Source organism: Enterococcus sp. DIV0176 (genome assembly GCF_050528535.1).
Taxonomy (GTDB): Bacteria; Bacillota; Bacilli; order Lactobacillales; family Enterococcaceae; genus Enterococcus_B; species Enterococcus_B thailandicus.
The window spans coordinates 655321-682002 of the sequence record NZ_CP172879.1 but is presented as its reverse complement, the minus strand read 5'-3'; the positions used below and the strand labels follow the sequence as shown (position 1 = coordinate 682002).

Here is a 26682-nt window from a genome sequence, read left to right as displayed (position 1 = left end):
AAGGCGCAAAAACAATAGACTTTTCAGTTAATTATTCATTCGCTAAGTCTTCACCATTTGAGGCAATTACTTTTTTATACCAATCAAATGATTTTTTCTTCGTACGGGCTAACGTTCCTTCACCATAGTTATCTCGATCTACATAGATAAAGCCATAGCGTTTTTTCATTTCACCTGTTCCGGCTGATACTAAATCGATACAGCCCCAAGTCGTGTAGCCCAATAAATCTACTCCATCTAATTCAACAGCATCTTTCATTGCTTGGATATGAGCTGCTAAATAAGAAATGCGATAATCATCAACAACATACCCATTTTCATCAGGTTCATCTACCGCACCTAAGCCATTTTCAACAATAAAAAGTGGCTTTTGGTAACGATCATAGATATCATTCATTGTAATTCTTAACCCTAATGGATCAATTTGCCAACCCCATTCGCTTGCTTCTAAATAAGGGTTTTTAACAGAAGCAAAAATATTTCCTGCAGTTTGTTCTAATAATTTAGGATCTGTTGTCGATACACGAGAAGAGTAATAAGAGAAGGAAATAAAGTCCACCGTATGTTCTTTAAGTAAGTCCAAATCACCAGGTTCCATTTTTAATTCGATACCTTCACGTGCCATTTCTTTTAATGCGTAAGCAGGATATTCTCCACGTGACTGAACATCAATAAAGAAATAATTTTCGCGGTCTGCTTGGCGTGATGCCCACACATCCTCTGGCTTACATGTGTATGGATAATTTGCACCTGCGGCTAACATACAACCTACTTGGTTATTTGGATCCACTTCGTGCGCAATTTTTGTTGCAATTGCACTTGCTACTAATTCGTGATGTGCTGCTTGATATTTTACTTGTTCAACATTTTCGCCTTCTTCAAAAACAAGACCTGCGCCCATAAACGGTGCATGTAAAATCATATTGATTTCATTAAAAGTTAGCCAATATTTAACCAACCCTTTATAACGGTTAAAAATAACTCGGCATAGATTTTCATAGAAACCAACTACTTCACGTGAACGCCATGCTCCATATTCTTTAATCAAATGCATTGGGCAGTCAAAGTGAGTGATTGTCACTAGTGGTTCTATACCATGCTTTTGACATTCTTTAAACACATCTTCGTAAAATTTTAGTCCTTCTTCATTTGGCTCCTTTTCGTCACCCATTGGAAAAATCCGACTCCAAGCAATTGATAAACGATATGTTTTAAAGCCCATTTCTGCAAATAAGGCAATATCTTCTTTATAACGATGATACATATCAATTGCTACTTTTGCTGGATAAAAATGTTCTTCGTCAAATTCAAGCATTGATTTTTGACCTGTAATAACTGGAAAACGATCTTCACCAATTGGTACCACATCCACATTAGCTAGGCCACGTCCACCTTCATCGTAGCCACCCTCACATTGATTGGCAGCTGTTGCGCCACCCCATAAAAAATCTTTTCTAAAACCCATTTGTCTTTCCCCTTTTCTTTTCAACTATTCCATTCATCATCTTGTCTTCTTGTTCTCAGATCAGTTCAAAATGCTTGAATGCTAACCAAATGCCATCATTATCAACAGATTCCGTAATGTAATCAGCCATTTCTTTGATTTCTGGGCCACCATTCCCCATCGCTATCCCAGTGCCGCAATGCTCTAGCATCGGAATATCAACTTTCGCATCACCAAATGCGAAACTATTCTCTATAGCAATATGCAAATGAGTTAATAGTTCATCTACTGCTACTGCTTTGTTGATACCACTTAGTGCAATATCACCAAACAAAGCTGTTTCACCAGCGCCGCCCCAAGTACCAAGCTTATATTCTGGGAAGGTTGCTACTGCCTCTAAATAGTCTTCATAGCTATCCAAGATAAAACTGATTTTATTCACATCTTCTCGGTATAGGTCTGCGCCAAAGAGCATCTCTGGAAAAACTTCTCGAACAGTCGCCTGTCCTTTCCCTTTTCGTTGTGAATACTCTTGAATCGTCTTTTCACCACGGTCTTCAAAAAAGGCACTAGCGTACAGTCCGCTATTCGCTTCCAAATAAAATTCCAGACCCTTTTGCTTTAGCCAATCAACAATTTTAGTTGTGTCTTCCAAGGTCAAGGTCGCTTCTTTTAGCACTTTGTCTTCAAACTCAATATAGCTCCCATTACCGCCAATATACCCGTCAAAGCCAATATCCAATATATCTTGATACATCTCGGCTTTACTGCGACCCGTTACGGTAAAAACTAAATTTCCTTTTCTTCGTGTCTCTTGAATAGCTTTGATGGCTGACTCAGGCAAATCATTTTCGTAATTCACTAGCGTTCCATCTACATCTAAAAAGACAATTTTTTTCGTCATGACGATTCCCCTCAAACTTTCACTGCGTCTAACTCACGAGCTACTTCATCTTGTACCTCAATGCCTTCTTGTTTTAATCGTTCAATTGTTTCACTAAATTGTGGTAAATACTCTTGATGTGCAATAAACAGTTCATCCATGATTCGTTTCGCTGTTTCTCCTGAACGCACCAACGGATTGATTGTAAACGCTTGTAATGCCGTTCCATAGTCGCCAGTTACGGCAGCTTCAATGGTTAACAATTCCATATTTTTCATTACTTGTAACCAACCTCTTTCAGCTGGTGCTAATGAACCAAAGGCAACATTTCGCGCACCTTGAGCACCAACATAAGCAGTTACTTCTACGACACAATCTGCTGGCAGATCAGGAACAGCACCTTCATTTTTCGTGGAAACGACAATTTGAGTCTCTTTATTTCCATAAATTGAGGCAATCGTTTCACAAGCCGCATCTGAATAATAAGCGCCTCCGCGTTTTTGTAACTGCTCAGGTTTATGGTCAAGTTTTGGATCTTTGTAAAGCTCAAATAACTCTGCCTCTGTTTCTTTCACTTGTTGGGCACGAGTACCGATTGTCCGATATTCTTCCAGTGCATGAGCTAGCATTTCTTCTTCGCGATAATAATAACGGTGATAGCCACAAGGAACCATTTGCATTTGTTTTAATTGTTCTTTGAAAAATGGAATATCGAAAATGTTTTTTGGCAAACCATTATCTTCATCATAAAGTCGGTCAATCAGGCGATCTGTGATGTCTTTCCCCGTTTTATCTGCAACTTTATGCCAATGGAAATGATTTAAACCTGCAAATTTATAAATCAAATCTTCTTTCTTTTCACCCAGCATTTCTGGTTCAGTCATCATCGCCATAACAGGCACATTACATAAACCAATGACCCGATCCCATTTTCCATAACGAACAACTGCTTCCGTTACCATACCACTTGGATTCGCAAAATTGATGAGCCATGCATTCGGACATAAACGTTTCATGTCTTCAACCACAGACAAAATCACAGGAACGGTACGAAAAGCTTTAAACATCCCACCAGCGCCATTTGTTTCTTGACCAATCATGCCATAATAAGCAGGAATTCGTTCATCCTTCACACGTGCATCTAGTTGACCCACTCGAAATTGAGTTGTTACAAAATCGGCATCTTTTAACGCTTCTTCACGGTCAAGTGTCGCATAGATTTTCACATCATAAGGGGTTGCATCCCACATCCGTTGGGCCATTTTACTAACAATTTCTAGTTTTTCTTTCCCCGCTTCAACATCAACCAACCAAATTTCACGTATTGGTAATTCTTCATAGCGTTTGATAAAGCCTTCCATTAATTCAGGGGTGTAACTACTGCCGCCGCCAATCGTCGCAATCTTGATTCCTTTTGTCATGTGCTCACTCCTTCAATTTTGTTTACATCTTCATTATCATTTTTGTAAAATAAATTCTCAAGACACCTCCTTGATTTTGCAGAATCATTTACAAAAATCGAGGTTTTTTTTGGTTTATTTTGTAAATACCACTTTGTCTAGCGCTTAATATTTCTTAAACTTTACTGATTTCTCTATAGAATAATTTAAAAGCGTTTACAATCCATTCACAAAAAAGATATAATTCATGTAAAAAGGAGGCGTTCGATGCTTTTACGAGAAAAAATCAAACAAACTACTTTTTCACCTGCCGAAACACAAGTTGTTCACTTCCTCTTTGAGAACACGCAACAAGTTGCGCAACTGACGATTCAAGAAATTGCCAATCAATCTTTCGTTCATCCTTCAACTTTGATTCGCGTGGCAAAAAAACTGGAATTCAATGGCTGGCTTGAATTACGTGATACTTTTTTAGCTGAAGCTGAATATTTAGAAAGAAACTTTCAAGAAGTTGATGCCAATCTGCCTTTTACAGGTGAGGAAGGAATCATGACAATCGCAAACAAATTAGCTTCTTTGGAACAAACAACGATTCAAGATACGCTTTCATTGATTCATCATGATGACTTACAACAGGCAAAACAGTTACTACTCAAAGCAAAAAAAATCGTCATTTTTGCCAGCAATGCCAATACATTAATCTCCCAAGACTTCATTTTAAAAATGAAACGTATCAAAATGGATGTTCATATTGTTACCACATTTGGTGAATCATCTTATGAAGCGTATAACTGTGATGAAGACACATGTGCTTTACTGATTTCTTATACTGGTGAGAATCAGATGATTTTAAAAACCGCGCACATTTTACGCGAAAAAAATGTGCCAATTTTAGCTTTGACCAGCATCGGCGAGTGCAGTCTTTCCACTTTAAGTACCGTTGTCCTACGTTTGACAACTCGGGAACGACTCTATTCAAAAATTGGGAATTTTACAATCAATACGTCAATCTGCTATTTGCTAGATGTACTTTATGGCTGTGTCTTTGCTGAAAATTATCAACAAAACTTGAACCATCTGATCGCTGTTGGACAAAAAGTTGATAAACGTCCAATCAGCTCTGCGATCATGCAAGAGAACCACGGGGAAAACTTTCAAGTGAAGGATTCCTTTTTACCCAATTGATCCTTTACGCAAAAAATGTTTCTTTTTTGCAATAAAAAAGCAAGTAATGAATGGACCTGTTTAGGCCCTCTTCATTGCTTGCTTTATTTTTACTATTGGTTAACTGCTTTGTAGTTGATACATATCTGCATATAAACCGCCAATTTGTAACAGTTCTTCATGATTTCCTCGTTCAACAATTTTTCCCTTATCTAAAACTAAAATAAGTTCTGCATCACGAATGGTCGACAGTCGGTGAGCAATAGCGATTGTTGTTCGTCCTTGCCTCATTTTAGCCAAACCTTCTTGAATCAAACCCTCTGTTTCCGTGTCAATGTTTGCTGTCGCCTCATCCAACACAAGAATTTTAGGATCTGTCACAATCGTCCGTGCAAAAGTAATCAACTGGCGTTGCCCGCTGGAGTAACTCGCTCCTCGTTCAATCACTTTCGAATGATACCCTTTCGGCAAGTCATCAATAAATCGATTCGCTTGGACAAACTCAGCCGCTTCGCGAATTTGTTCATCTGTGATCTTGTCGTTAAACATTCGGATATTCCCAGCAATGTCGCCGTAGAATAAAAATGCGTCTTGGAGAACCAACCCCATTTTTTCTCGAAGTTCATTGATTGGATAAGATCGGATGTCACGATCATCAATCAAAATTTCACCTTCATAAAATTCATAAAAGCGCATCAAAACATTGATGATTGAGCTTTTCCCACTACCGGTATGCCCAACTAAAGCCACTGTTTCACCAGGATTTGCAACAAACGAAATATTATTTAAAACATTGTTTTTTCCATCATAAGAGAAACTAACATTTCTAAATTCGATTTTGCCATTGATAATTTCACCGCTGGCATGTTCCTCTTGTTGTGGCGCATATTCTGTCGTATCCATAATTTTTAAGATTCGACTTCCAGCAACGATTCCATCGGTAAAGACACTTAAAAAGTCCATCATTTGTGACATTGGATTAAAGAAACCTTGAACATATGTCGTAAACGCATAAATCAATCCCACTTCCACTGGAGAGTGTAGGGCATCGATCCCAAATAAAGTTAAGACAAGCGCAATCGCTAACGCATATAAAAAATTGATGATTGGACTCAACAAAATTGAATTCGTTTTGATCATCGCATAGCGAGTCGCCAAATAATCATCATTTACTTCTTCAAACTCATTGGCCAAACGAGCTTCTTGCCGAAATTGCTGAATGATTTTCATTCCAGAAATTGATTCATTTAACTTGGTATTCAACTGACTCAGTTTTTCACGCATGTTCCGATAAATCCGAGAACTGAATTTTTGATAATACCAAATAACTACACCTAAAATTGGTAAAAAGATTAATGTCCAAAGTGTAATTTTCACATTGATCTGAATCATTGCAACTAATGAAGAAATCACTGCAAAGATTCCCGTCAGAACCATCAAGAATACATACCAGAATTCAAATAATGTTTCCGTATCATTCGTGACACGCGACACGATTGAACCTGCTGGTGTCTGGTCAAAATAGCGCATACCTAATGTATGAAGCTTTTCAAATAGTTTTACCCGAATATGCTGGAAGGTCTTTAATGAAGCCATTGAATATAAATACCACTGGAAAAACCAGATAATACTTTTGACAATAACTCCGAATAAATACAACCCCGCAAAAAACAAGATGACTTGGGTTGTCGCTGATTGATTTGCTAAATGGTTATCCATAAACGACTGGATGATCCTTGGCAAAATGACATTAATAACAGATAAACCTAACGCAAATAAGATAGCCACAATGAATGTTTGCTTAAATGGTTTGGCAAAAACCAGCAATCGCTTGATAATCTGTTTCTGTTCTTTTAAAGGAATGGATTTGGTCCATTCCGATTGATAATTTTCGTCCATTACGCCTCACCTCCCTCAATTTTTGCTTCTAGTTGTTGCTTGTCCCACATTTGTTGATACCAGCCACCTAACGTTAATAGCTCCTCGTGTGTTCCACGTTCTACAATCTTTCCTTGATCGATAACTAAGATTTCTTTGGCATGCATCACACTGCTTAAGCGATGGGCAGCAATGATTGTCGTTTTTTCTTTACGATTCGACTTTAAATTTTGAAGAATCGCTTCTTCTGTTTTAGCATCGACAGCCGATAACGCATCATCTAAAATCAACAACTCTGGATTTTGAATTAATGCTCGTGCAATGGAAATTCGTTGCTTCTGTCCTCCTGACAAGGACACGCCACGTTCACCAACCAATGTGTCATACCCTTTTGGTAACTCTTTGATTTCATTATTAATAAATGCCATAGTTGCAGCTTTTTCTACTGCATCTTCTGGCAATGCTGGATTAGAAAAACGAATATTTTCACGAATCGTCATGGAGAATAAGAAATGATCCTGTGGAACATAGCCAATTGATTGCAATAAAGCATTCAAAGAGTACTCTTTGATATCCTTTCCACCAATCATCAATTTTCCTTGATATTGGTCGTACTCGCGCATCAAAAGTTTAAGAATCGTTGTTTTCCCAGCACCTGTTTTTCCTACAATCCCCAAAGTGTCCCCTTCATGAACTGTAAAATCAATTTTTTCTAATGCAGGTCCTTGTTCTTCAGGATAACTGAATGAATCAATTGCAACAGTCAACTCACCTTTGGCTGGTGTTTGAATGGCGCCTATTTGCTCAACAATATGCGTTTTCTCATGTAGTAGCTCGTTTACACGATCGTAAGAAGCATTTCCTCTTTCCAACACATTGAATAAACGTCCAATCGCAAACATTGGCCACACCAGCATCCCAATATAACTAATGAAAGAAACCAACTGGCCAATTGTAATCGTTCCTTCTAAAACATATTTTCCTCCAAGAATAATCGTCAAAACATAAGAAATACCAATAATCAGTGTAATAAATGGATCAAACAAGGCATCTAAAAAATTCACTCGTTTATTTTTTTCAATTGCCTCTGCAATCTTTGTTTCAAAATCCACCAAATCTTCTTGTTCTTGACCAAACGTTTTGATTACTTTGATCCCCGTGATACTTTCTTGTGTTTTATCATTAATCGATGAAAAGGCTTCTTGTGCTTCACGAAATCCATCATGAAGCTTGGTACCCAATACACGCGACGTTACAGCCAACAACGGTAACGGAATCAGTGCAATCAGCGTCAGTCGCCAATCAACAAATAAAATCATCGCAATGATTGTCGCACCTCCAGTGATTACTGAATCTGCAAAAGTCAAAATTCCTGCACCAGCCACATTTTGGATTGCATTTAAATCATTTGTTGCGTGTGCCATCAGGTCACCCGTTCGATATTTTTGATAAAAGAGGGTATCCATTTTAGTAAAGTGCTTGAATAAACGTTGACGCAACTCTTTCTCAAGTCGTGCGGCACTTCCCCAAATGTTCATACGCCAAATGTAACGAAAAAGATATTGAAGAACGGCTGCCACTAATAAGATGGCAATCCAAAAGGCAATCGTCGACAATGAAATTTTTTTATCTGCGATTTCATCAATGATTAGTCCGATGACTTTTGGTGGAACTAGTTGGACAAGTGCAACAATCATCAACGAGAATACGCCTACGAAATAATGCTTTTTTTCTTGTTTAAAAAACCAACCAAGTTTTCTAAAAATCGACATTTTATGCCTCCTTTGTTTTTTCTCAAGAGCATCCAGTTTTAATTATCTGAATTTTCTAACAACTGCAATCAAAAAAAGCAGGCTGAAAAAAATCAGCCCGCTTAACGTGTGTCATTTTGGAAGGAGAACCTATTTTTTGCCTTGGTTCTTCATTTGCTGCATCATCTGACGAATTTTCTTTTCAGATGGTTTTTGCCCCATTGACATCATCATTGATCGTAACATGTCCTCATTAACGGGAGGATTTTTTTCTAAATAGTCTTGCATATATTTGCGCGCAAAAAAGAATCCACCTATTGCGCCGATTAGTAACGCGATTACAGCGATAAGTACGACAATACCTGTTGATACCATGTAAATCTCTCCTTTCCTTTTCCGAATTGCTCTCAATAAAACATTTTACTAAAGATTTTATAAAAAGAAAAGCTGTTTTCTGAATAATGCGTAAAAAATTGGATAAAAATTCCTTGTACACCCATTTTCTTTCGGATTTTTCCCATTCTCCCCTAAGAAGGTGCGCCTTATTATTAATTTTAGGCTAACCGAATTTTTTTCTTGAATTTTATTTAATTAGGTGTAAAATGTAGTCGTAAAATCAAAACAGAAAGGTGGTTTGATTGTGGAAAATTCAAACCAACATAAACACCGTTTAATTGAACATACAAACGGCTTATCCTTGGCCGAAGTCAATGGTACAGTTGAAGTACCGAAGGGAAAAGGCTTTTTCAAAACTTTACTTGCTTATTCAGGTCCTGGCGCTTTAGTAGCTGTTGGCTATATGGATCCAGGTAACTGGTCAACTTCTATTACAGGTGGACAAAATTTTCAATATTTACTCATGTCAGTCATTTTAATGTCAAGTTTGATTGCCATGCTTCTTCAATACATGGCAGCCAAATTAGGTATTGTTAGCCAAATGGACTTAGCACAAGCCATTCGAGCTCGTACCAGTAAAACATTAGGTATTATCCTCTGGGTACTGACAGAATTAGCTATCATGGCAACTGATATTGCTGAAGTCATTGGTGCAGCAATTGCTCTGTATCTTCTCTTTGGAATTCCATTAGTCGTTGCTGTTTTCATTACTGTTTTTGATGTCTTCTTACTTTTATTGTTAACGAAAGTTGGTTTTCGAAAAATTGAGGCAATTGTTGTTTGCTTGATTTTCGTGATTTTATTCGTTTTCGTTTATCAAGTTGCTTTGTCTGATCCCGATTGGAAAGCTTTATTTGCAGGCTTCATTCCAAACAGTCACACTTTTGCTGACAGTCCTGCAATTGGTGGACAGACACCATTGACTGGTGCTTTAGGTATCATTGGAGCAACAGTGATGCCACACAATTTATATCTCCATTCAGCTGTTTCACAAACAAGAAAAATCAACCATGATGACAACGCAGATGTAGCTCGTGCAGTGCGTTTTACTACTTGGGATTCTAACATTCAATTATCCATGGCCTTTCTTGTTAACGCTCTTCTATTGATTATGGGTGTTGCTGTTTTCAAAACTGGAACTGTAGAAGACCCCTCTTTCTTTGGCCTTTATGAAGCCTTATCAAATCCGGCCACGATGAGTAATGGGATTTTGGGTGAAGTTGCAAAATCAGGAATCCTTTCTACTTTATTTGCGGTTGCCCTACTTGCTTCTGGTCAAAACTCAACGATTACGGGTACTTTGACTGGACAAGTTATTATGGAAGGTTTTATCCATATGCGTATTCCAGTTTGGTTGCGTCGTTTAGTAACTCGTTTACTTTCAGTTATTCCTGTTCTGATCTGTGTCATGTTAACTAGCGGAAAAAGTGCCATTGCTGAACATGAAGCATTAAATAATCTGATGAATGAATCACAAGTCTTCTTGGCTTTTGCTTTACCATTCTCAATGATTCCTTTATTGATGATGACTAATAGTCAAGTAGAAATGGGAAAACAATTCAAAAATTCATTCGTAATCAAAATTTTAGGTTGGTTTTCTGTCATTAGTCTGACTTATCTCAATTTACGAGGATTACCCGGACAAATCGAAAGTTTCTTTGGTAGCCAAGCAACGATTTCAGAAATCTCGTTGGCTGACAATATTGCCTATGCAATTATTGCGGCAGTCCTGTTATTGCTAGCTTGGACCATCATTGAATTGTATCAAGGAAACAAGAAACATGAACAATATCTAAAAGAAGTTATGCAAGAAGAAGGATAATAAGGCTGTGGTATAAAGCGTTCAGCTTCAAGCAATAAGGAAACTTTTCTAAAAATAGTTTCGCATATTTTTATGAAAGGTGGGCTTATTGCCGAAGAAGCTGCTTTAGGAACACCGTAAATGAGGTTGTAGCGCAAAGCGTTACAGTACAAAACATTTAGCTACGACCAAATTTCAACATCTTGAAATTTGTCACAATGCTTCATTTAAATCACAAAAAAGAATCCGCAAAAATCGTTTGATTTTGCGGATTCTTTTTGTTTCATACTATCTATTTTATAATTTTACAATTGAGTCTATACTTCTTCAAGTAGTTCTGGAAAGAGAGTTGGCTCAAATCTTTGTTCTTTGAACATTGCGATTTCTTTACCATACGGTGCATAAGCTTTCTTTTTATCTTTTCCAACGTAAGGTGTTTCTAAAATTTTTGATACATGTTCAAAGCGAGAATCGTGAACAATTGTGTTCAACGCATCAAAGCCAATCGTTCCAAAACCAATATTTGCATGACGATCTTTATGTGAGCCCTGTGGATTTTTAGAATCATTGATGTGCAACACTTTTAAGCGATCCAGCCCGATTACTCGATCAAATTCAGTCATTACACCATCAAAATCATTTTTCACATCGTATCCTGCATCATTTGTGTGACAAGTATCGAAAGTGACAGATAATTTTTCATTCAAAGTAACCCCATCCATAATTTTTGCAAGCTCTTCAAATGTGCGACCAATCTCTGTTCCTTTACCTGCCATCGTTTCTAAAGCAATCTGAGCAGTTTGGTCTTTCGTCAATACTTCATTCAATCCTTCGACAATGCGCGCAATTCCGGCTTCAGGGCCAGCACCAACATGTGCGCCTGGATGTAAAGTGATTTGAGTCGCACCTAATGCTTCAGCACGTTCGATTTCTTCTCTTAAAAATTGGATTGCAAAAGGAAACATTTCCGGCTTTATCGTATTTCCTAAATTAATGATATACGGTGCATGAACCACAATATTTGAAAGACCGTTTTCAGCCATAAACTCTTTTCCTGCAGGAATATTCATTTCGTCGATTGCTTTTCTTCTCGTATTCTGTGGTGCACCTGTATAGATCATAAAAGTTGAAGCGCCATAACTTGCTGCTTCTTCAGCTGCGCCTAAAAGCATTTTTTTCCCACTCATACTAACATGTGAGCCTAGTAACATGTATTTTCCCTCCTAATTTCCAGTCGTTTGCTCCAGATGATCGATCCCTTTTGAGCCCTTTTTTCATCTTAACCGAAACTGTACATAAAGAAAAGTTTAAGGATTGTTTGTTGGAGAAATTCTTCAAAATGATTGCTTATTTTCAATTAAAACTGGTAATTTTAACCTAAAAAATGCGTAGTCTGTTTTTTTGCCCGTTTTTTTGCTATAATTAGCGAAATAATTCAATAGTTGAGGTGACTCTTTTGCCACAAAAAGATATTAAAAAAAGGAAGAAACACGCCAACACTGAAAGATGGTTCATTCCTAAAATTATTTTTAGAGTTTTTCAGTCGTTAGCAGTCGTGATTGTCGTACTTTTATTACTAGCTGGTGCACTTGGTCTCGGGATTGGAGCTGGTTATTTTGCTTACCTTGTTGAAGACACCCAGACACCAACAAAAGAAGAATTGCAAGCTGACTTAGGCAATATCACAGAAACATCCAAACTTGTCTATTCAGATAACAGTGAGATTTCAACCATTCAAACAGATTTGATGCGAACAACCGTCGCTTCAGACAAGATTTCTCCCTTATTAAAAACAGCGATTATTAGTACAGAAGATGAGTATTTTGATGAACATGACGGCTTTGTACCTAAAGCAGTCTTACGTGCCTTAGTTTCTGAAGCTACTGGAATTGGTTCTTCTGGTGGATCAACGTTGACACAACAATTAGTTAAGCAACAAATTTTAACTGACGAAACAACATTTAAAAGAAAAGCCAATGAAATTTTACTTTCGGCACAAGTCGAGAAATATTTTTCTAAAGACGAGATTATTTCAACTTATTTGAATGTCTCTCCTTTTGGCCGAAATAACAAAGGACAAAACATCGCCGGTGTACAAGAAGCAGCGAAAGGGATTTTTGGGGTAGATGCAAAAGATGTTTCTTTACCACAGGCTGCCTTTATTGCTGGACTGCCACAAAGCCCAATTACTTATAGCCCTTACACTAATACTGGTGCTTTGAAAGAAGACGTTTCAGACGGACTTGACCGAAAAGATTTTGTTTTGTTTAGTATGTATCGTGAAAAGAAAATTACGAAAGATGAATACGAAGCGGCGAAAGCTTACGATTTGACCAAAGATTTCTTACCGCAGCAAATTGCTGAACAAAATGATCGGGGTTTTCTCTACTACACTGTTATGAACAACGCAACTGAAATCGTAACGAAGCAACTAGCCGAAAAAGACAATGCGGATCTTGCCGACAGCAAAACGTATGATGCTTACTATCAAAAAGCGCAACAAACGATTCAAAACAAAGGATATACAGTTCATTCAACCATTGATAAAGATATTTATGCAGCTATGCAAGATGCCGTTGCAAATTACGGTTATTTATTAGATGACGTTTCTGGTACTCGTGTCGAAACTGGGAATGTATTGATGGACAATCGAACGGGTCGGATTTATGGCTTCGTTGGCAGTCGTGATTACGCGCAAAGTCAAAATAATCATGCCTTTGATATGATGCGCCAAGCCGGTTCGTCAATCAAGCCAGTATTGGTTTATGGACCCGCGATTGATATGGGCTTAGTTGGTTCCGAATCACGAATTTCCAACTACACCACAACTTGGAAAGAAGGCGCAAACTCTGGTGAAGAGATCGTGAATGCGACAAATCAACATCTCAACACTTTCCAAACGATTCGGGAATCTTTAGATTGGTCAAATAACATACCTGCCTATCATTTATATCAAGATGTACTTGATTCAGGTGGCTCAAAGCAAGCTGCTTATGATAACTATTTAGCCAAAATGAATTATCCAAAAAATGATAATTGGGGTGTTGAATCTGCACCACTAGGAACTGTAGAAGTGACTACCCTTCAGCAAACAAATGGGTTTCAAACATTAGCTAATAATGGAGTTTACCAAGAAGGTTACCTAATCGACTCGATTACAGATAACGAAGGTAACGTTATTTACCAACATGAAGAAAAACCTGTTCGCGTCTATTCAGAAGCAGCCGCTTCAATTATGAATAACTTAATGCGTAGTGTATTAGATCAAAAAATCACTACACCATTTAAAGAAGTGATTACGAATTTAGATGGTACATTAGGAAATGCTGATTGGGTTGGGAAAACTGGTTCGACCAATGAATATCGTGATTCTTGGTTAATTGTTTCAACGCCATCAATTACAATTAGTAGTTGGTCGGGACACGATGATAACACGCCAATGGATAATCAGGCTGGAAAACGTTCCGCAAACTATTTAGCCTATTTAATTAACCGTGTCTATCAGACCAATCCAACTGTTTTTGCAACACAAGAAAAATTCGAACTTTCCTCTGATGTGAAAAAAGAAAAAGTGGCTTCCTTTACTGGTCAACTTCCTGGAAAAGTCACAGTCAATAAGCGTTCGATTCAAACACCAAGTAATACGGTTGAATCTCTTTGGGCAAAAAATGAACCAGAAAAGAGTACCTTTAAATTCGGTATTGGTGGAACAGATGACAATTATACTGATTATTGGAAGACAGCTTCTACTTATGCACGTACAACTTCCAAGACAAAAAATGCACGAAACAACAATGACTAAAAGAAAAGCCACGGCATATGCTGTGGCTTTTCTTTTGGTTCTATTTTCTTTTGGTCCTTATTTTTAATTCCTAACTACTGTGCTCTCAAAAGTGGGTGTTTTTTATGTTTGTTTACTATTTTTTGAGTGCTTGTTCGCTATCTTTTGAGTGCAGTGTTTTGTGCTACAAGCTTTATCCACGGTGTTCCCAAAGCAACTTCTTCGGCAATAAGTTCTCTTTTCTTAAAAATATGGGGAACTGTTTTTAGAAAAGCCTTCTTATTGCTTGAAGCTAAACGCTTAGCGCCACAACCTTATCCACGGTGTTCCCAAAGCAACTTCTTCGGCAATAAGTTCTCTTTTCTTAAAAATATGGGGAACTGTTTTTAGAAAAGCCTTCTTATTGCTTGAAGCTAAACGCTTGGCGCCACAACCTTATCCACGGTGTTCCCAAAACAACTCCTCCATATAGCTTGCATTCACTTCAAAATATGTAAAACTATTTTGAGTACTTGCTCGCTATCTTGTCGGAGTTAAGCGTTTTGCGCCACAACCTTTTATCAAAAAAGCCACGAACAATCAAAATGATTGCTCATGGCTACTTTTTCAATCAAAAATTATTTTGTTGAACCTTTTTCTTCAATTCCATAAGGTAAAACAATTGTTTTTTCTTCAACTTCTTCTTTGTTCATCATTTTTGTCAACAAACGCATTGAAACCGCACCAATATCATATAAAGGTTGTGTAATACTTGTCAAACGAGGACGAGCTACTTCAGTTAATAATGAGTTGTTGCTTGTGATGATCTCAAATTCTTCAGGAACTTTGATTCCTTTATCCAGCATGCCATCCAAGATACCAATTGCTAGTTCATCATCTGAAACATATACAGCAGTTGCTCCACTGTTATGGATACGATCAACTAATGACAAGCCATCTTTGAAGTTATAACTTGCTTCAAAAATCAGACCTTCACTATAAGGTAAGTTATTTTCTTTCAATGCATCTTTATAACCTTTCAAACGGTTTTGACCATTGATTGGGTCAATTAGTGCACCACTAACAAACGCGATTTTTTCGTTGCCGTTTTTTGCTAATTGATTCACTGCATCTTTTGTTGCAGAAGTATAATCAATGTTTACGCTACCTACTTGTTCATCTGGGTCAATTGAGCCCGCTAAAACAACTGGTGTTTTTGAGCGAGAAAATTCGCCACGGATTTCATCAGTAATATGATGTCCCATAAAAATTACACCATCAACTTGTTTTGCTAACAAGTTGTTTAGTACGTTTACTTCTTTTTGGTCATTACCATCTGAGTTAGCCAAAATAATATTGTATTTGTACATTGTCGCAACATCATCGATTCCTCGAGCCAATGAAGCGAAAAACATATTGCTGACATCAGGAATGATTACACCAACAGTAGTAGTTTTCTTGCTTGCTAATCCACGCGCAACAGCATTTGGTCGATAATCAAGACGATCGATTACTTCCAAAACTTTCTTTCGTGTCGCAGGTTTAACATTTGGGTTTCCGTTCACAACGCGTGAAACAGTTGCCATTGACACATTTGCTTCTCTAGCTACATCGTAGATAGTAATTGTTTGTTTTTCCATTTGTGTTCTCCCGTTCTTATTTATCTGATTTTTTCTGAAAATACGACTTACATTTCTAAATTAGAATATCAAATTATTTTATGGATTGCAACCGTTTTAACAGTGTTTTCATGAAAATTATGTTTTTCTTTCAATTTATCGGAATGGTCTTTCGAAAAATTTAATGTTACAATGATAAATAGTTTGAATTATCAGAAAGAAGGAAGCTAAATGAACAATGTAAAAATCAATGAATTGCGTCAATGGATGGCAAATAATCAGGTTGAGCTTGCTTATATCAGCGACCCTGGACACATCGCATATTTCTCAGGTTACGAAAGTGATCCACATGAACGTGTGCTTGCGTTATTTATTCCATTAGAACAAGACCCATTTTTATTCACACCAGCTTTAGAAGTTGATGATGCCAAAAATAGTGGTTGGACTTTTGATGTTCGCGGTTACCTTGATAGTGAAAACCCTTGGGAAATCATTGGCAAAGAAATTCGTACGCGTTATGGTCAACCCGGCAATGTTGGAATTGAAAAAAATGCTTTGACTGTTGAACGTTTTGATTATATGTCGGATATTTTATCTGGAACAGATTTCTTTACTGACTTGACTCCGGTTATTCAACGTTTACAATTGATCAAAACAGTGGAAGAAAAAGATAAATTAATTGCAGCTGGAAAATGGGCAGATGTTGCTTTTGAAATTGGATTTAAAGCAGTAAAGGAAGGCATTACAGAACAAGCAATCATTGCCGAAATTGAGTACCAATTGAAAAAACAAGGTGTTTCACAAATGTCTTTTGATACATTAGTTTTAGCTGGAAAAAATGCGGCTAGTCCTCATGGTGCACCAGGGAATACACAAGTTAAACCAAATGAACTTGTTCTATTTGATTTAGGTGTTGTTTGGGACGGTTACTGTAGTGATGCAACTCGAACAATTGCTTACAAAAAACCAACTGAATTCCAAGAAAAAATCTACAATATTACATTAGAAGCTCAACTAGCAGCTCATGATGCTGTTCGTCCTGGAATTACGGCTGGCGAATTAGATCAGATTGCTCGTGGTGTAATTGATAGCTATGGCTATGGTGAATACTTCAATCATCGTTTAGGACATGGGATTGGTACAACTGTTCATGAGTACCCATCTTTAGTCGAAGGAAATGATTTGGTTATTGAGGAAGGTATGTGTTTCTCTCTTGAACCAGGTATTTACATTCCTGAACAAGTGGGTGTGCGTATTGAAGATTGTGTTTATGTGACAAAAGATGGTTGTGTGCCATTTACAACAACACCAAAAGAATTGTTGATTTTGGAATAAGGTTGTGGCACCAAGCGATTGGCTTCAAGCAATAAGAAGGCTTTTCTAAAAATAGTTCCCCATATTTTTAAGAAAAGAGAACTTATTGTCGAAGAAGCTGCTTGGGGAACACCGTGTATGAGGTTGTAAAAGAAGTGCCCAACTTCAATAAATAAGAATAAATTTTCGGAAATTGCTTTTCAAATTTTTGTGAAATTTAGGCTTATTTTGAAGGAGTTACTTCTTGAACACCGTGGATAAGGTTGTGACACCAAGCGATTAGCTCCGAAAAGATAGCGAGCAGGCACTCAAAATAGCATTTCATATTTTGAAGTGAGTGTGAGCTATGTCGAGTAGAAACATAAAATAGCTTTCCATATTTTGAAGTGAATCTAAGCTATGTCGAGGAATTGCTTTGGGAACACCACGATATCTAGCAAAAAAGACGGGTCGGAATAATTTCCGATCCGTCTTTTTATCAGTGTAGCTTACTTTTCTTCTACAACTTTTTTAGCAGCATCTTTCACATCTTCTTTTGCCATGTCTGCTAAATCTTTTGTATCTTCAACGACAGGTTTTGCTTCTGCAACACCATCTTTCACTGTTTCCTTTGCTTGCACTGCAGAATCCTTCACATCTTCTGCAATATCTGCTGTTGTGTCTTTTGCAAGACTACCTAAATCTGCAGTTTGTTCTTTTAATTCATCTGCTGATTTTTTAAAACGATCAGATAAATCTGCTGATTGTTCTTTCAGATTCAATAAAATATCATCTGATTCATCGCTTGCTTGCTCCGCAGTTTGGTCAACTTTGTTTTTGATGTTGCCGGCTAACTCACCAGCTTGTTGTGAAAGATCAGCAGCCTTTTCTTTTGCAATATCCGTTAGCTCTGCAGATTTTTCTTTTGCAAGGTCAGTATAATCTGAAGCTGCGTCTAATAGATCATCTGCTTGTGCTGCTAAGTCATCGCGTAACTCTTTTCCTGATTTTGGTGCTAACAATAATGCTGCAACTGCCGCTGCTGTTCCACCAATCACTGCACCTAATAGAAATCCACCTTTTTTAGCCATATTTATTTTCCTCCTGTCTGTTCATTCTGTTTTTTATTTTTAAAAAATTTCATTGCTGTTCCACCGACTTTACCAGCAACTGTCGCTTGCGCAGTTGTTTTTCCTAAGCCGCCAACTTTTGTTACCAAATTTTTACTTGAAGAATTCAATTCTGAAACACTTTCACTTAAATCAGCTACAGCTGTAAACAATGGATCAATCGTTGCAACTTTTCCATTGACATCTTCAAGCAAATCATTACTCTTCACAAGTAGTCCCTCTACTTGTCTTGAAAGGATATCTACATCCTTTGTTACAACTGCAATCGTTGTATTCGCTTCTGCAACAGTCTTATCAACTTTTTCTAATGTTTTTGATACTTGCATCAAGATACGTACTAAAAACACGACTAACACTGCAAAAGCTATTGCTGCAATCAATCCTGCGATTTCTCCGCCTGTCATAATCAATCTCCTTCCCTTGCCTCTCCTCTTAAGAATAGCATTTACGTTTTTTTTAGACAAATAAAATACTACCAATTCTTACTTTTATCAAAAAAGAAAGCCTCAACTACCAGTAAACTATGAGTAGTTGAAGCTTTTTCTTACTTACGCAAAAGTAACTTATTTTTCTTTTGATTCAACTTTTTTTGTTTCTTTTGCTGGAGTTGCTAATGTTTTGCTCAACTCAATAATATATTCTTTTAATGGTGCACCGACTTCTGGATGTTTTAATCCATATTCAATACTTGTTTTCATAAACCCAAATTTGTCTCCTACATCAAAACGTTGACCAGTAAACTGACGAGCGAAGACACGTTGCGTTTTATTCAGCGTGTCAATTGCATCCGTTAATTGGATTTCATTTCCCGCACCAGGTTCTTGGTTTTCTAGCACTTCAAAAATTTCTGGAGTCAATAAGTAACGACCAATGATTGCTAAATCACTTGGTGCTTTGCTTGGATCTGGTTTTTCTACAAAATTTTTCACATTGTAAAGACCTTTTTCTAGCTCGCCACCAGGATTGATAATACCGTATTTTGATGTTTCTTCATGTGGGACTTCCATTACAGCAATGGTTGAAGCATGGGTTTCTTCGTAGTCATTGATTAGTTGTTGTGTTAATGGAATGTCGTCCTCCATGATGTCGTCACCAAGCATTACAACAAATGGTTCGTTCCCAATAAAAGCTTTTGCTTGCAAAACAGCATGTCCTAACCCTTTAGGATGAGATTGTCGGATAAAATGTAGATTGACATCTGTTGTTTCTTCAACCAATTTCAATAAATCATTTTTCCCTTTTTCACGAAGATTTGTTTCTAGTTCAATATTGGCATCAAAATGATCTTCGATTGGACGTTTAGCTTTTCCAGTAACAATCAAAATATCTTCAATTCCAGATTTCAATGCCTCTTCGACGATAAATTGAATCGTTGGTTTATCCACGATTGGTAACATTTCTTTTGCCATTGCTTTCGTAGCCGGTAAAAATCTTGTTCCTAATCCTGCTGCTGGAATAACTGCTTTTTTTACTTTCATGATTGACGACTCCTTTAAAAAATAGTTAATGAAAATTCATTTTCAACTTTTCCATCACGTAACATAATTTCTTTTGCTGCTTTTTTGATGTCTTTTCCCTCATAAAGGACTTCATAAATCGTTTGTGTTATTGGCATTTCCACGCCCATACTATTGGCCAATTCCATAGCTGCTTGCGTCGTATTAACGCCTTCGACTACCATTCCCATGTTTTCTAATACTTCGGGTAATTTTTGACCTTGCCCTAATAAATTGCCGGCACGCCAGTTACGAGAATGAACACTAGTCCCTGTGACAATCAAATCACCAACACCACTTAACCCAATGAAAGTTAAAGGGTTAGCACCCATTGCAACACCTAAGCGACTGATTTCAGCTAATCCTCTTGTCATGATTGCAGCTTTTGCATTATCACCAAAGCCTAGCCCATGAATTGCTCCTGTGCCGATTGCAATAATGTTTTTTAACGCTGCCCCCATCTCAACTCCAATGACGTCAGGGTTGGTGTAAATTCGGAAATAGTCATTCATAAATAATCGTTGGACATATTTTGCAGCTTCTGTATTCGTACTTGCTGCTGTAACTGTCGTAATATCATGGTTGGCTACTTCTTCAGCATGACTTGGACCAGATAAGACAACGACTGCTTTTCTTTGTTCCACTGGAATTTCTTCTAATAAGATTTCTGAAATACGCTTATGTGTCTTTTGTTCCAATCCTTTGCTGGCATGAATGATGACAGGTTTCGTATTCGGCGTCATTTTCATCACAACTTCTTGCGCTACAGAACGAATCGCTTTCGTTGGCACCACGAATAAAATAGCGTCTACGTCAGCTAAGGCTTCTGCCATTTCGGTAAACGCCCGAATAGCTGTTGCTAATTTCAGTTCTGGTAAATATCGTTGATTCGTATGCTTTGTGTTGATTTCAGCTACTTGTTCTGCTCGGTGTCCCCAGATTCTTACATCATGACCATTTTCTGCAAGCACTTGGGCTAGTGCCGTCCCCCATGAACCAGGACCTAACACTGCGATTTTTTGTTGCATTTAACCACTCCTTTGCACGGAACATTGTTTGCTTGATCATTAAATAATTGATTGATTATCACCAAAACTTCGATCATAATCTGTTAAATTTTTATCTTTTTTACGACGTAAAATGAATACGACGATGGTTCCAATAAATAGTACTGCTGAGAGTAACTGAGAAATGCGAATGATATTTAGGAAGTATAAGCTATCTGTTCGAAGCCCTTCGATAAAGAAACGTCCGAAACTATACCAGATAAGATATAAAAGAAAAACTTCTCCTTTTTTAAGCAAATGTGGTCGTTTTCTCAACACCAATAATAAGATGACGCCAAGCAAACTCCATACTGATTCGTAGAGAAAAGTCGGCTGGCGAAACGCGCCATCAATGTACATATTTTCAATAATAAACTGTGGTAAATGTAGACTTTCTAAAAAGCTACGAGTTGTTTCCGGCCCAAAAGCCTCATGATTCATAAAGTTTCCCCAACGACCAATGGCTTGTGCAAGCAACACGCTAGGCGCTGCAATGTCAAGAAAAGTCCACGGTGAGATAAAGTGATACTTGGTAAAGAAATACATCGTAAGTCCACCAGCAATCAATCCACCATAAATAGCTAACCCACCTGAGCGAATATTAAAAATCTGGATTGGGTCTGCAATATATTGAGGTAAATCAAAAAGAATATAATATAAACGAGCACCGATGATTGAAAGTGGTAATCCCCATAGCATAAAATCCGTCACGTCATCTGCTTTCATACCGACTCTGACTGCTTCTCTAGTGCTTAGCCACATGGCAATAATGATCCCTGAAACAATGATCAATGCATACCAATAAATAGGGATTCCGGCAAGCTCAAACGCTACTCGATTGATTTGTGCGAGCATTTTGTCACTCCTTATTTATTAATTTCCTGAATTTTCTTCGATTAAACGACTTAATCGTTCTTCAAATGTTTTTGTTGCGTCGAATCCCATTGTTTTCGCACGGAAGTTCATCGCAGCAACTTCAATGATGATAGCCACATTTCGTCCAGTCTTAACTGGAATTTTGATTTGTGGGATGCCGACTTCTGCAATTTCAACCGACGTATCCTCTGAGCCTAATCGATCATATTTCTTATCTTTCGCCCAAGCCTCTAAATAGACAGCCAGTTGGACTTGCATCGAACCACGTACCGCACTTGCACCAAATAAGTTCATGACATCGATGATGCCAATTCCACGAATCTCAATCAAATGCTCCAAGATTTTTGGCGGCTCACCAATCACGGTTAATTCATCTTGTTGATAAACATCCACTCGGTCATCTGCAATCAAACGGTGACCACGCTTGATCAATTCTAATGCTGTTTCACTTTTACCAATTCCGCTATCTCCTTGAATCAAGACACCTAGTCCATAGACATCAACTAAAACACCGTGGACACTTGTTCGTGGTGCTAATCGTCCGTCTAAATAGCTAGAAAGTTCTCCTAACAAACGTGATGTTGAAATTGGTGAGCGCAAGACAGCCATCCCATGTTCATTTGCAGCCTGAATCATTTCTTCTGGTGCAGATAAACCTCTGGAGATAATAAACGCGGGCATATCTTCGCTGCATAAACGTCGCATAATCATCAAACGTTCCTCTGGAATCATGCGCTCTGCAAAACTAATTTCTTTGCTTCCAAATAATTGAAGCCGATCATGTGAATAATAACTAAAATAACCAGTCAGTTCTAAGCCTGGACGTGAAATGTCACCTGTGACTATGACACGTTCTAAACTTTTTTCATCGCCGGTCACGATTTCTAAAGATAATTTTTCAACCAGTTGGCTAACTTTAACTACTTCTGCCATATTCATGCTACCTCATTTCTATTAGGGTGTTCGTTTTCATTTTATCATTGTCTACCCAAACTTACTACCAAATAAAAAAAACGGTTTATTTCTTTTTCAAATAAAAAAGATTGCAAGAAAAGTCTATTGAACTTTCCCTGCAATCTCTTTTTTCTCTTGCTGAATAAAGAAATGATGATTTTTTAGTTGGTGTCTTTTCGTAGTTACTGACGATTTAAATTATGCTCACTAACAACAACATTTACTAATGACATAACAATTGCTACTAGAAATGCTGCTCCAAATGATGCAAATCCAAAATTGGCTGCTCCAACAAAGAAGGAAGTCAATTTTAATATTGCTGCGTTCACTACAAAGCTAAACAATCCAAAAGTAACTAAGGTCAGCGGTAAAGATAAAATTGTTAAAATCGGTTTGACGAACATGTTTAACACCGATAAAACAAAACTTGCTAACACCGCTGTCCAAATGCTACTCACATGGATCATTTGGGGAAAAAGGACTGCTAGTGAAATGAATGTCAAAGTATTCACAACGATTCGTTGGAAATAAGACATTAGAAGTCACTCCAATCATCATCATCGATTTTTTCAGCTTCTTTGCGTTTATTCGTTTGTTCGCGATAATTATTTTTTTGGTAATATTCATTATTGTGACCATAGTTTGTACGAGAAGATTTACCAGACGGTATGATGACAGCTAGTAAAATGTACAAAATAATTGGACTGCCAAATGCAACAAGACTCAAAAAGACATACACCACACGAACAATTGTTGGATCAATACCAATAAACTCTGCAATTCCCGCAAGTGTACCGGTTAATACAATATTATCAGTTGATTTCGTTAATTTTTTTTTCATTCTATTTCACCTCTGTCCTATCTATTTTAATCGAAAATATTGGGAAACAAAAGTCTGTTCCACGTATTTTTTGGCGACTACACAGACTAGAATGAACAACCCAGAATAGCCCATTTTTTTGGGCTATCCTGTGTCCATCTCACATTTGTTTTTCTATTTAATAAGAGTTCCCTTACTCAGCATCTTTCAAAAAGATGTTTCCTGTTGTGGTTGATAATTGAACCTGGGCAATTCCTGTATCAGAAATACGGCGGAATTGTAACATTTGATTGGTTCTTTCTTTCTTTTCGCGGACAACATCATACTCACTCATGCGGCTATTGATACTGCCTAAGCTTGTTTTTGCATGTCCTTCGACACCTAATGTTTCCGGTAACGCTACTTTCACGTTTCCATTGACAGAGCTTGCTTCGACTTTTCTTAATGAGTTCTCTGTTAATGTCAAGCGAACATCCCCATTGACTAATGATACCGAAACATTTTCAGGCGTTGTTGCCATGGTGACTGTTCCGTTGACCGTTTCAATGATTGAGTCTAAAATTTGACCGCGATTCACGTCAATATTGCCATTGACTCCTTCAATTTCTAACATAGTTGCTGTCAAATCATTAATTAGGATATTTCCATTCGTTGATTTCGCATAAGTGTCTTTTGTTTCTAAACCTTTAATTGTGATATTTCCGTTAAGCAATTTGATTGCTACATGGTCGTATAAGCGTGTTGGTAAGTAGAAAACAAGGTCTGCTCGTACACGTTTATTCGGAATTTGGAAAGAAATGTGGTCTTCATTGACTTCAATTTGGCTTCTTTCTAAAAAGGCATCAAATGGTTCAGCTGTCATTTTTCCGTAGAGTTTGATTTTGGCTTCTACTTTGACATCTTCACTATCCCACGTTTTCAAAAGCACGTTTCCGTTTGCCGCTTTGATATCGATGATACTTGCTTCTGGTGCTTCATAGTAAAATTCATGTTCGAATTTCGTTGTTGCAATACCAGGAACACGTAAATTAACATCTTTCCATTCCATGTTGTCGTTCACAGAATCAGAAACCGTTTGGAACGTTTTCTTCAAGAACTTGCCTAATTGGCTACCCGCTTCAGACATTTTTTCGCCAACTTGGTTCAAGGTGTCTGTTGCTTGTTCTTTCCAATCATCTGGTAAGTCAAATTTTTCAGCAATTGAATCTTTCGTTTCTGACCATTGGTTTTTACGAATATCTTTTAATTCTGCTTCGAGCTTCAATTGTTGCTCAACTAGCTTATTGCCTTCTGCTTCTAACGTTTGGATTTCACTTTCCAACGCTTGACGTTGTTCAAGTTCTTCTGCGGTTAACTCATCTAGTTCTTCTTTTGTATTCAACTGCATCAATGCTTCCTGTTTGTCATTGCGTGCTTGTCGATTTTCTTGTAATTCAGCATTCACTTCATCTAAATGTGCAGATGCTTTGTTTGCTTCTGTTGCTAATTCATCAAGAATTTTTTCTAAGTTTTCTTGATCTTGTTTTTCTTTTTCCTTTGGATCCACTTCAGAATCAGTGAAGGTTTCCTCTGCATCATTTTCTAAATCATCCATCAATTGACTTACTTGATCTTTTTCTTTATGACTAGCAGTTACTTTGTCTGCTTCTTTTTTAATTGACTTTTCGTCTTTTTCAGTTGCCATACTTTCTAACAAATCTAAGCCTTCTTCAGTCGAAAGGATTCCTTTTTTTACTAAGTCTAAAATACGTTCTCTTTCTTTCATGGAAATTGCCTCCTTGAGCAAATATTGTTTGCAACTTTTCCTTACATCCATATTATGCCTTCATTTGAAGAAAATGTCATAGGACTTAAGATGTAACTTTTTCTCCACCTTCCGTCATTCCCTACTATTCTAATCATACTAAAAAAAGAGATTGGGAGAAAACAAAGTGCGTTTTCCCCCAATCTCTTAAAGGTAAGTTCATTTTTTATTGTTTGACACTAACTTTTTGGAACACTCGCTATCTTGTCAGAGCTAAACACTTTGCGTCACAAATTTTATCCACGGTGTTCCAAAGCATCTTCTTCGACAATAAGGCTGCTCTTCATAAAATATAGAAAGCTATTTTTAGAAAATCAGTCTTATTGCTTGAACCTGACCACTTTGCGCCACAACCTTATTCACGGTGTTCCCAAAGCAACTCCTCGACATAGCTCACACTCACTTCAAAATATGGAAAACTATTTTGAGTGCTCGTTCGCTATCTTTTCGGAGCTGACCGCTTTGCGCCACAACCTTTTTAAAAAATCTCATCATGGGTCGTATTCAATTCCGTAATCTTACCTGTTGCCAAGTAAACGATCCATTCACAAATATTTGTAACATAGTCACCAATACGCTCCAAGTAACTAGCAACATTCAAATAGTCTGTTCCGCTAATGACTGTTTCTGGATTTGCTTCCATGTTTTTGATTGTCGCATTGTAGATTCGATTGAAATACTCATTTACACGTTGATCCATGTTGGCAATTGTCCGAGCGTCTTTTTCGTCCGTTTTAACATAGGCAACCAACACATTATCAACCATTTTCTTCACATAGTCTGACATGTCCGAGATTTCTTTTTCGATTTCAGGAATTCTCGTTTGTCCTTTGACACGAATCGTTGATTTTGCAACAGATACCGCGTGATCCGCCATTCTTTCCAAATCAGAACTTGCTTTCATAACGGTAATAATCATGCGCAAGTCTGTCGTTACTGGTTGTTGCAGAGCAATCATTTCAAAGCTTTTCTTTTCTAAACGAATTTCCATATCATTGATATTTGTATCGTTTTCGATTACTTCTTGTGCCAGGGCTTTGTCATGCTTCACATAAGAGCGAACAGACTTATGCACCGCACTACTTACCATCATACCCATTTCATAAAATTGATTATGAAGATTTAATAATTCCTCTTCAAATTGCGTTCGTAGCATTTTATTTCCCC

The 26682-nt window shown here is 37.5% G+C and carries 22 protein-coding genes; 4 read left to right on the top strand and 18 right to left on the bottom strand.

Translation table 11 applies throughout. The features are described 5' to 3' along the window. Nucleotides 1-31 precede the first annotated feature (31 nt). The 3 genes from IGJ66_RS03310 to IGJ66_RS03300 are packed head-to-tail and all read right to left on the bottom strand — an operon-like array spanning nt 32 to nt 3748. Nucleotides 32-1465: a 6-phospho-beta-glucosidase gene (locus IGJ66_RS03310; protein ID WP_067483859.1), complete on the bottom strand. Its 1434-nt coding sequence runs from the start codon at nt 1463-1465 to the stop codon at nt 32-34. Between the two features lie 55 nt (nt 1466-1520). After that, entirely contained in the window at nt 1521-2348 is an 828-nt protein-coding gene (locus IGJ66_RS03305; protein WP_067483857.1) for a Cof-type HAD-IIB family hydrolase, read from the bottom strand. An 11-nt stretch (nt 2349-2359) separates the two neighbouring features. Beyond that, nucleotides 2360-3748, bottom strand: a complete 1389-nt coding sequence (locus IGJ66_RS03300) for a 6-phospho-beta-glucosidase (protein WP_067483855.1) — start codon at nt 3746-3748, stop codon at nt 2360-2362. Nucleotides 3749-3994: 246 nt separating this feature from the next. Here IGJ66_RS03300 and IGJ66_RS03295 point away from each other — a divergent pair, with 246 nt between their 5' ends. Beyond that, entirely contained in the window at nt 3995-4912 is a 918-nt protein-coding gene (locus tag IGJ66_RS03295; RefSeq protein WP_067483853.1) for a MurR/RpiR family transcriptional regulator, read from the top strand. 99 nt (nt 4913-5011) lie between these two features. Here IGJ66_RS03295 and IGJ66_RS03290 read toward each other — a convergent pair whose 3' ends face one another. The 3 genes from IGJ66_RS03290 to IGJ66_RS03280 all read right to left on the bottom strand — a co-directional run bounded on the left by IGJ66_RS03290 (nt 5012) and on the right by IGJ66_RS03280 (nt 8895). After that, nucleotides 5012-6790, bottom strand: a complete 1779-nt coding sequence (locus IGJ66_RS03290) for an ABC transporter ATP-binding protein (protein WP_430616814.1) — start codon at nt 6788-6790, stop codon at nt 5012-5014. After that, nucleotides 6790-8541, bottom strand: a complete 1752-nt coding sequence (locus tag IGJ66_RS03285) for an ABC transporter ATP-binding protein (RefSeq protein ID WP_430616813.1) — start codon at nt 8539-8541, stop codon at nt 6790-6792. The genes IGJ66_RS03290 and IGJ66_RS03285 overlap by 1 nt, the downstream gene beginning before the upstream one ends. A 129-nt stretch (nt 8542-8670) precedes the next feature. After that, nucleotides 8671-8895, bottom strand: coding sequence for a YneF family protein (locus IGJ66_RS03280; RefSeq protein WP_071868695.1), 225 nt, complete (start codon nt 8893-8895; stop codon nt 8671-8673). A gap of 265 nt (nt 8896-9160) precedes the next feature. On the opposite strand from IGJ66_RS03280, the gene IGJ66_RS03275 reads away from it, so the two are divergent. After that, nucleotides 9161-10738, top strand: a complete 1578-nt coding sequence (locus tag IGJ66_RS03275; protein ID WP_370629914.1) for an Nramp family divalent metal transporter — start codon at nt 9161-9163, stop codon at nt 10736-10738. Between the two features lie 296 nt (nt 10739-11034). On the opposite strand, the gene IGJ66_RS03270 is transcribed toward IGJ66_RS03275, so the two are convergent. Continuing rightward, complete coding sequence (locus tag IGJ66_RS03270; protein ID WP_349702588.1) at nt 11035-11928, bottom strand: deoxyribonuclease IV; 894 nt, start codon at nt 11926-11928, stop codon at nt 11035-11037. Nucleotides 11929-12164: 236 nt separating this feature from the next. Between IGJ66_RS03270 and IGJ66_RS03265 the strand changes: the two genes are divergently transcribed. Beyond that, nucleotides 12165-14519: a transglycosylase domain-containing protein gene (locus tag IGJ66_RS03265; protein ID WP_370629913.1), complete on the top strand. Its 2355-nt coding sequence runs from the start codon at nt 12165-12167 to the stop codon at nt 14517-14519. 596 nt (nt 14520-15115) lie between these two features. Here IGJ66_RS03265 and ccpA read toward each other — a convergent pair. After that, nucleotides 15116-16117: a catabolite control protein A gene (gene ccpA, locus IGJ66_RS03260; RefSeq protein WP_067483841.1), complete on the bottom strand. Its 1002-nt coding sequence runs from the start codon at nt 16115-16117 to the stop codon at nt 15116-15118. A 210-nt stretch (nt 16118-16327) separates the two neighbouring features. Between ccpA and IGJ66_RS03255 the strand changes: the two genes are divergently transcribed. Next, complete coding sequence (locus IGJ66_RS03255) at nt 16328-17431, top strand: aminopeptidase P family protein (RefSeq protein ID WP_067483839.1); 1104 nt, start codon at nt 16328-16330, stop codon at nt 17429-17431. A gap of 467 nt (nt 17432-17898) precedes the next feature. On the opposite strand, the gene IGJ66_RS03250 is transcribed toward IGJ66_RS03255, so the two are convergent. From IGJ66_RS03250 to phoU, 10 genes are all read right to left on the bottom strand, one after another. Beyond that, a complete protein-coding gene (locus tag IGJ66_RS03250; protein WP_067483837.1) occupies nt 17899-18480 on the bottom strand; it encodes a YtxH domain-containing protein in 582 nt (193 codons plus the stop codon). Between the two features lie 2 nt (nt 18481-18482). Then, nucleotides 18483-18923 carry a DUF948 domain-containing protein gene (locus IGJ66_RS03245; RefSeq protein ID WP_067483835.1) on the bottom strand — a complete coding sequence of 147 codons (441 nt, stop codon included), beginning with the start codon at nt 18921-18923 and terminating at the stop codon, nt 18483-18485. Between the two features lie 159 nt (nt 18924-19082). Then, the gene (gene galU / locus IGJ66_RS03240) at nt 19083-19997 is read right to left on the bottom strand and encodes a UTP--glucose-1-phosphate uridylyltransferase GalU (protein WP_067483833.1); all 915 of its coding nucleotides are present in this window, start codon (nt 19995-19997) and stop codon (nt 19083-19085) included. Nucleotides 19998-20011: 14 nt separating this feature from the next. Then, a complete protein-coding gene (locus IGJ66_RS03235; protein ID WP_067483831.1) occupies nt 20012-21043 on the bottom strand; it encodes an NAD(P)H-dependent glycerol-3-phosphate dehydrogenase in 1032 nt (343 codons plus the stop codon). A gap of 39 nt (nt 21044-21082) precedes the next feature. Further along, the gene (gene lgt / locus IGJ66_RS03230) at nt 21083-21916 is read right to left on the bottom strand and encodes a prolipoprotein diacylglyceryl transferase (protein ID WP_071868691.1); all 834 of its coding nucleotides are present in this window, start codon (nt 21914-21916) and stop codon (nt 21083-21085) included. Nucleotides 21917-21934: 18 nt separating this feature from the next. Continuing rightward, nucleotides 21935-22870 (bottom strand): HPr(Ser) kinase/phosphatase, encoded by a 936-nt coding sequence (gene hprK, locus IGJ66_RS03225; RefSeq protein WP_067483827.1) that lies wholly within the window; start codon nt 22868-22870, stop codon nt 21935-21937. 203 nt (nt 22871-23073) lie between these two features. Continuing rightward, nucleotides 23074-23427 carry a phage holin family protein gene (locus IGJ66_RS03220; protein ID WP_067483825.1) on the bottom strand — a complete coding sequence of 118 codons (354 nt, stop codon included), beginning with the start codon at nt 23425-23427 and terminating at the stop codon, nt 23074-23076. Then, nucleotides 23427-23732, bottom strand: coding sequence for a PspC domain-containing protein (locus IGJ66_RS03215; protein WP_067483823.1), 306 nt, complete (start codon nt 23730-23732; stop codon nt 23427-23429). Before IGJ66_RS03215 ends, IGJ66_RS03220 begins: the two co-directional genes overlap by 1 nt. A gap of 172 nt (nt 23733-23904) precedes the next feature. Continuing rightward, nucleotides 23905-25476 carry a daptomycin-sensing surface protein LiaX gene (gene liaX, locus IGJ66_RS03210; RefSeq protein WP_067483821.1) on the bottom strand — a complete coding sequence of 524 codons (1572 nt, stop codon included), beginning with the start codon at nt 25474-25476 and terminating at the stop codon, nt 23905-23907. A gap of 517 nt (nt 25477-25993) precedes the next feature. Further along, a complete protein-coding gene (gene phoU / locus IGJ66_RS03205; RefSeq protein ID WP_067483819.1) occupies nt 25994-26671 on the bottom strand; it encodes a phosphate signaling complex protein PhoU in 678 nt (225 codons plus the stop codon). Between the last annotated feature and the right edge of the window lie 11 nt (nt 26672-26682).

Bases quoted from the DNA above. Each gene is read 5' to 3' on its own strand.
- liaX (WP_067483821.1), bottom strand. From the start codon at position 25,476: ATGAAAGAAAGAGAACGTATTTTAGACTTAGTAAAAAAAGGAATCCTT.
- IGJ66_RS03245 (WP_067483835.1), bottom strand. From the start codon at position 18,923: ATGACAGGCGGAGAAATCGCAGGATTGATTGCAGCAATAGCTTTTGCA.
- IGJ66_RS03215 (WP_067483823.1), bottom strand. From the start codon at position 23,732: ATGAAAAAAAAATTAACGAAATCAACTGATAATATTGTATTAACCGGT.
- IGJ66_RS03280 (WP_071868695.1), bottom strand. From the start codon at position 8,895: ATGGTATCAACAGGTATTGTCGTACTTATCGCTGTAATCGCGTTACTA.
- IGJ66_RS03250 (WP_067483837.1), bottom strand. From the start codon at position 18,480: ATGGCTAAAAAAGGTGGATTTCTATTAGGTGCAGTGATTGGTGGAACA.
- IGJ66_RS03305 (WP_067483857.1), bottom strand. From the start codon at position 2,348: ATGACGAAAAAAATTGTCTTTTTAGATGTAGATGGAACGCTAGTGAAT.
- IGJ66_RS03255 (WP_067483839.1), top strand. From the start codon at position 16,328: ATGAACAATGTAAAAATCAATGAATTGCGTCAATGGATGGCAAATAAT.
- IGJ66_RS03235 (WP_067483831.1), bottom strand. From the start codon at position 21,043: ATGCAACAAAAAATCGCAGTGTTAGGTCCTGGTTCATGGGGGACGGCA.
- IGJ66_RS03300 (WP_067483855.1), bottom strand. From the start codon at position 3,748: ATGACAAAAGGAATCAAGATTGCGACGATTGGCGGCGGCAGTAGTTAC.
- IGJ66_RS03270 (WP_349702588.1), bottom strand. From the start codon at position 11,928: ATGTTACTAGGCTCACATGTTAGTATGAGTGGGAAAAAAATGCTTTTA.
- IGJ66_RS03285 (WP_430616813.1), bottom strand. From the start codon at position 8,541: ATGTCGATTTTTAGAAAACTTGGTTGGTTTTTTAAACAAGAAAAAAAG.
- lgt (WP_071868691.1), bottom strand. From the start codon at position 21,916: ATGCTCGCACAAATCAATCGAGTAGCGTTTGAGCTTGCCGGAATCCCT.
- IGJ66_RS03295 (WP_067483853.1), top strand. From the start codon at position 3,995: ATGCTTTTACGAGAAAAAATCAAACAAACTACTTTTTCACCTGCCGAA.
- ccpA (WP_067483841.1), bottom strand. From the start codon at position 16,117: ATGGAAAAACAAACAATTACTATCTACGATGTAGCTAGAGAAGCAAAT.
- IGJ66_RS03290 (WP_430616814.1), bottom strand. From the start codon at position 6,790: ATGGACGAAAATTATCAATCGGAATGGACCAAATCCATTCCTTTAAAA.
- phoU (WP_067483819.1), bottom strand. From the start codon at position 26,671: ATGCTACGAACGCAATTTGAAGAGGAATTATTAAATCTTCATAATCAA.
- IGJ66_RS03220 (WP_067483825.1), bottom strand. From the start codon at position 23,427: ATGTCTTATTTCCAACGAATCGTTGTGAATACTTTGACATTCATTTCA.
- galU (WP_067483833.1), bottom strand. From the start codon at position 19,997: ATGAAAGTAAAAAAAGCAGTTATTCCAGCAGCAGGATTAGGAACAAGA.
- IGJ66_RS03310 (WP_067483859.1), bottom strand. From the start codon at position 1,465: ATGGGTTTTAGAAAAGATTTTTTATGGGGTGGCGCAACAGCTGCCAAT.
- hprK (WP_067483827.1), bottom strand. From the start codon at position 22,870: ATGGCAGAAGTAGTTAAAGTTAGCCAACTGGTTGAAAAATTATCTTTA.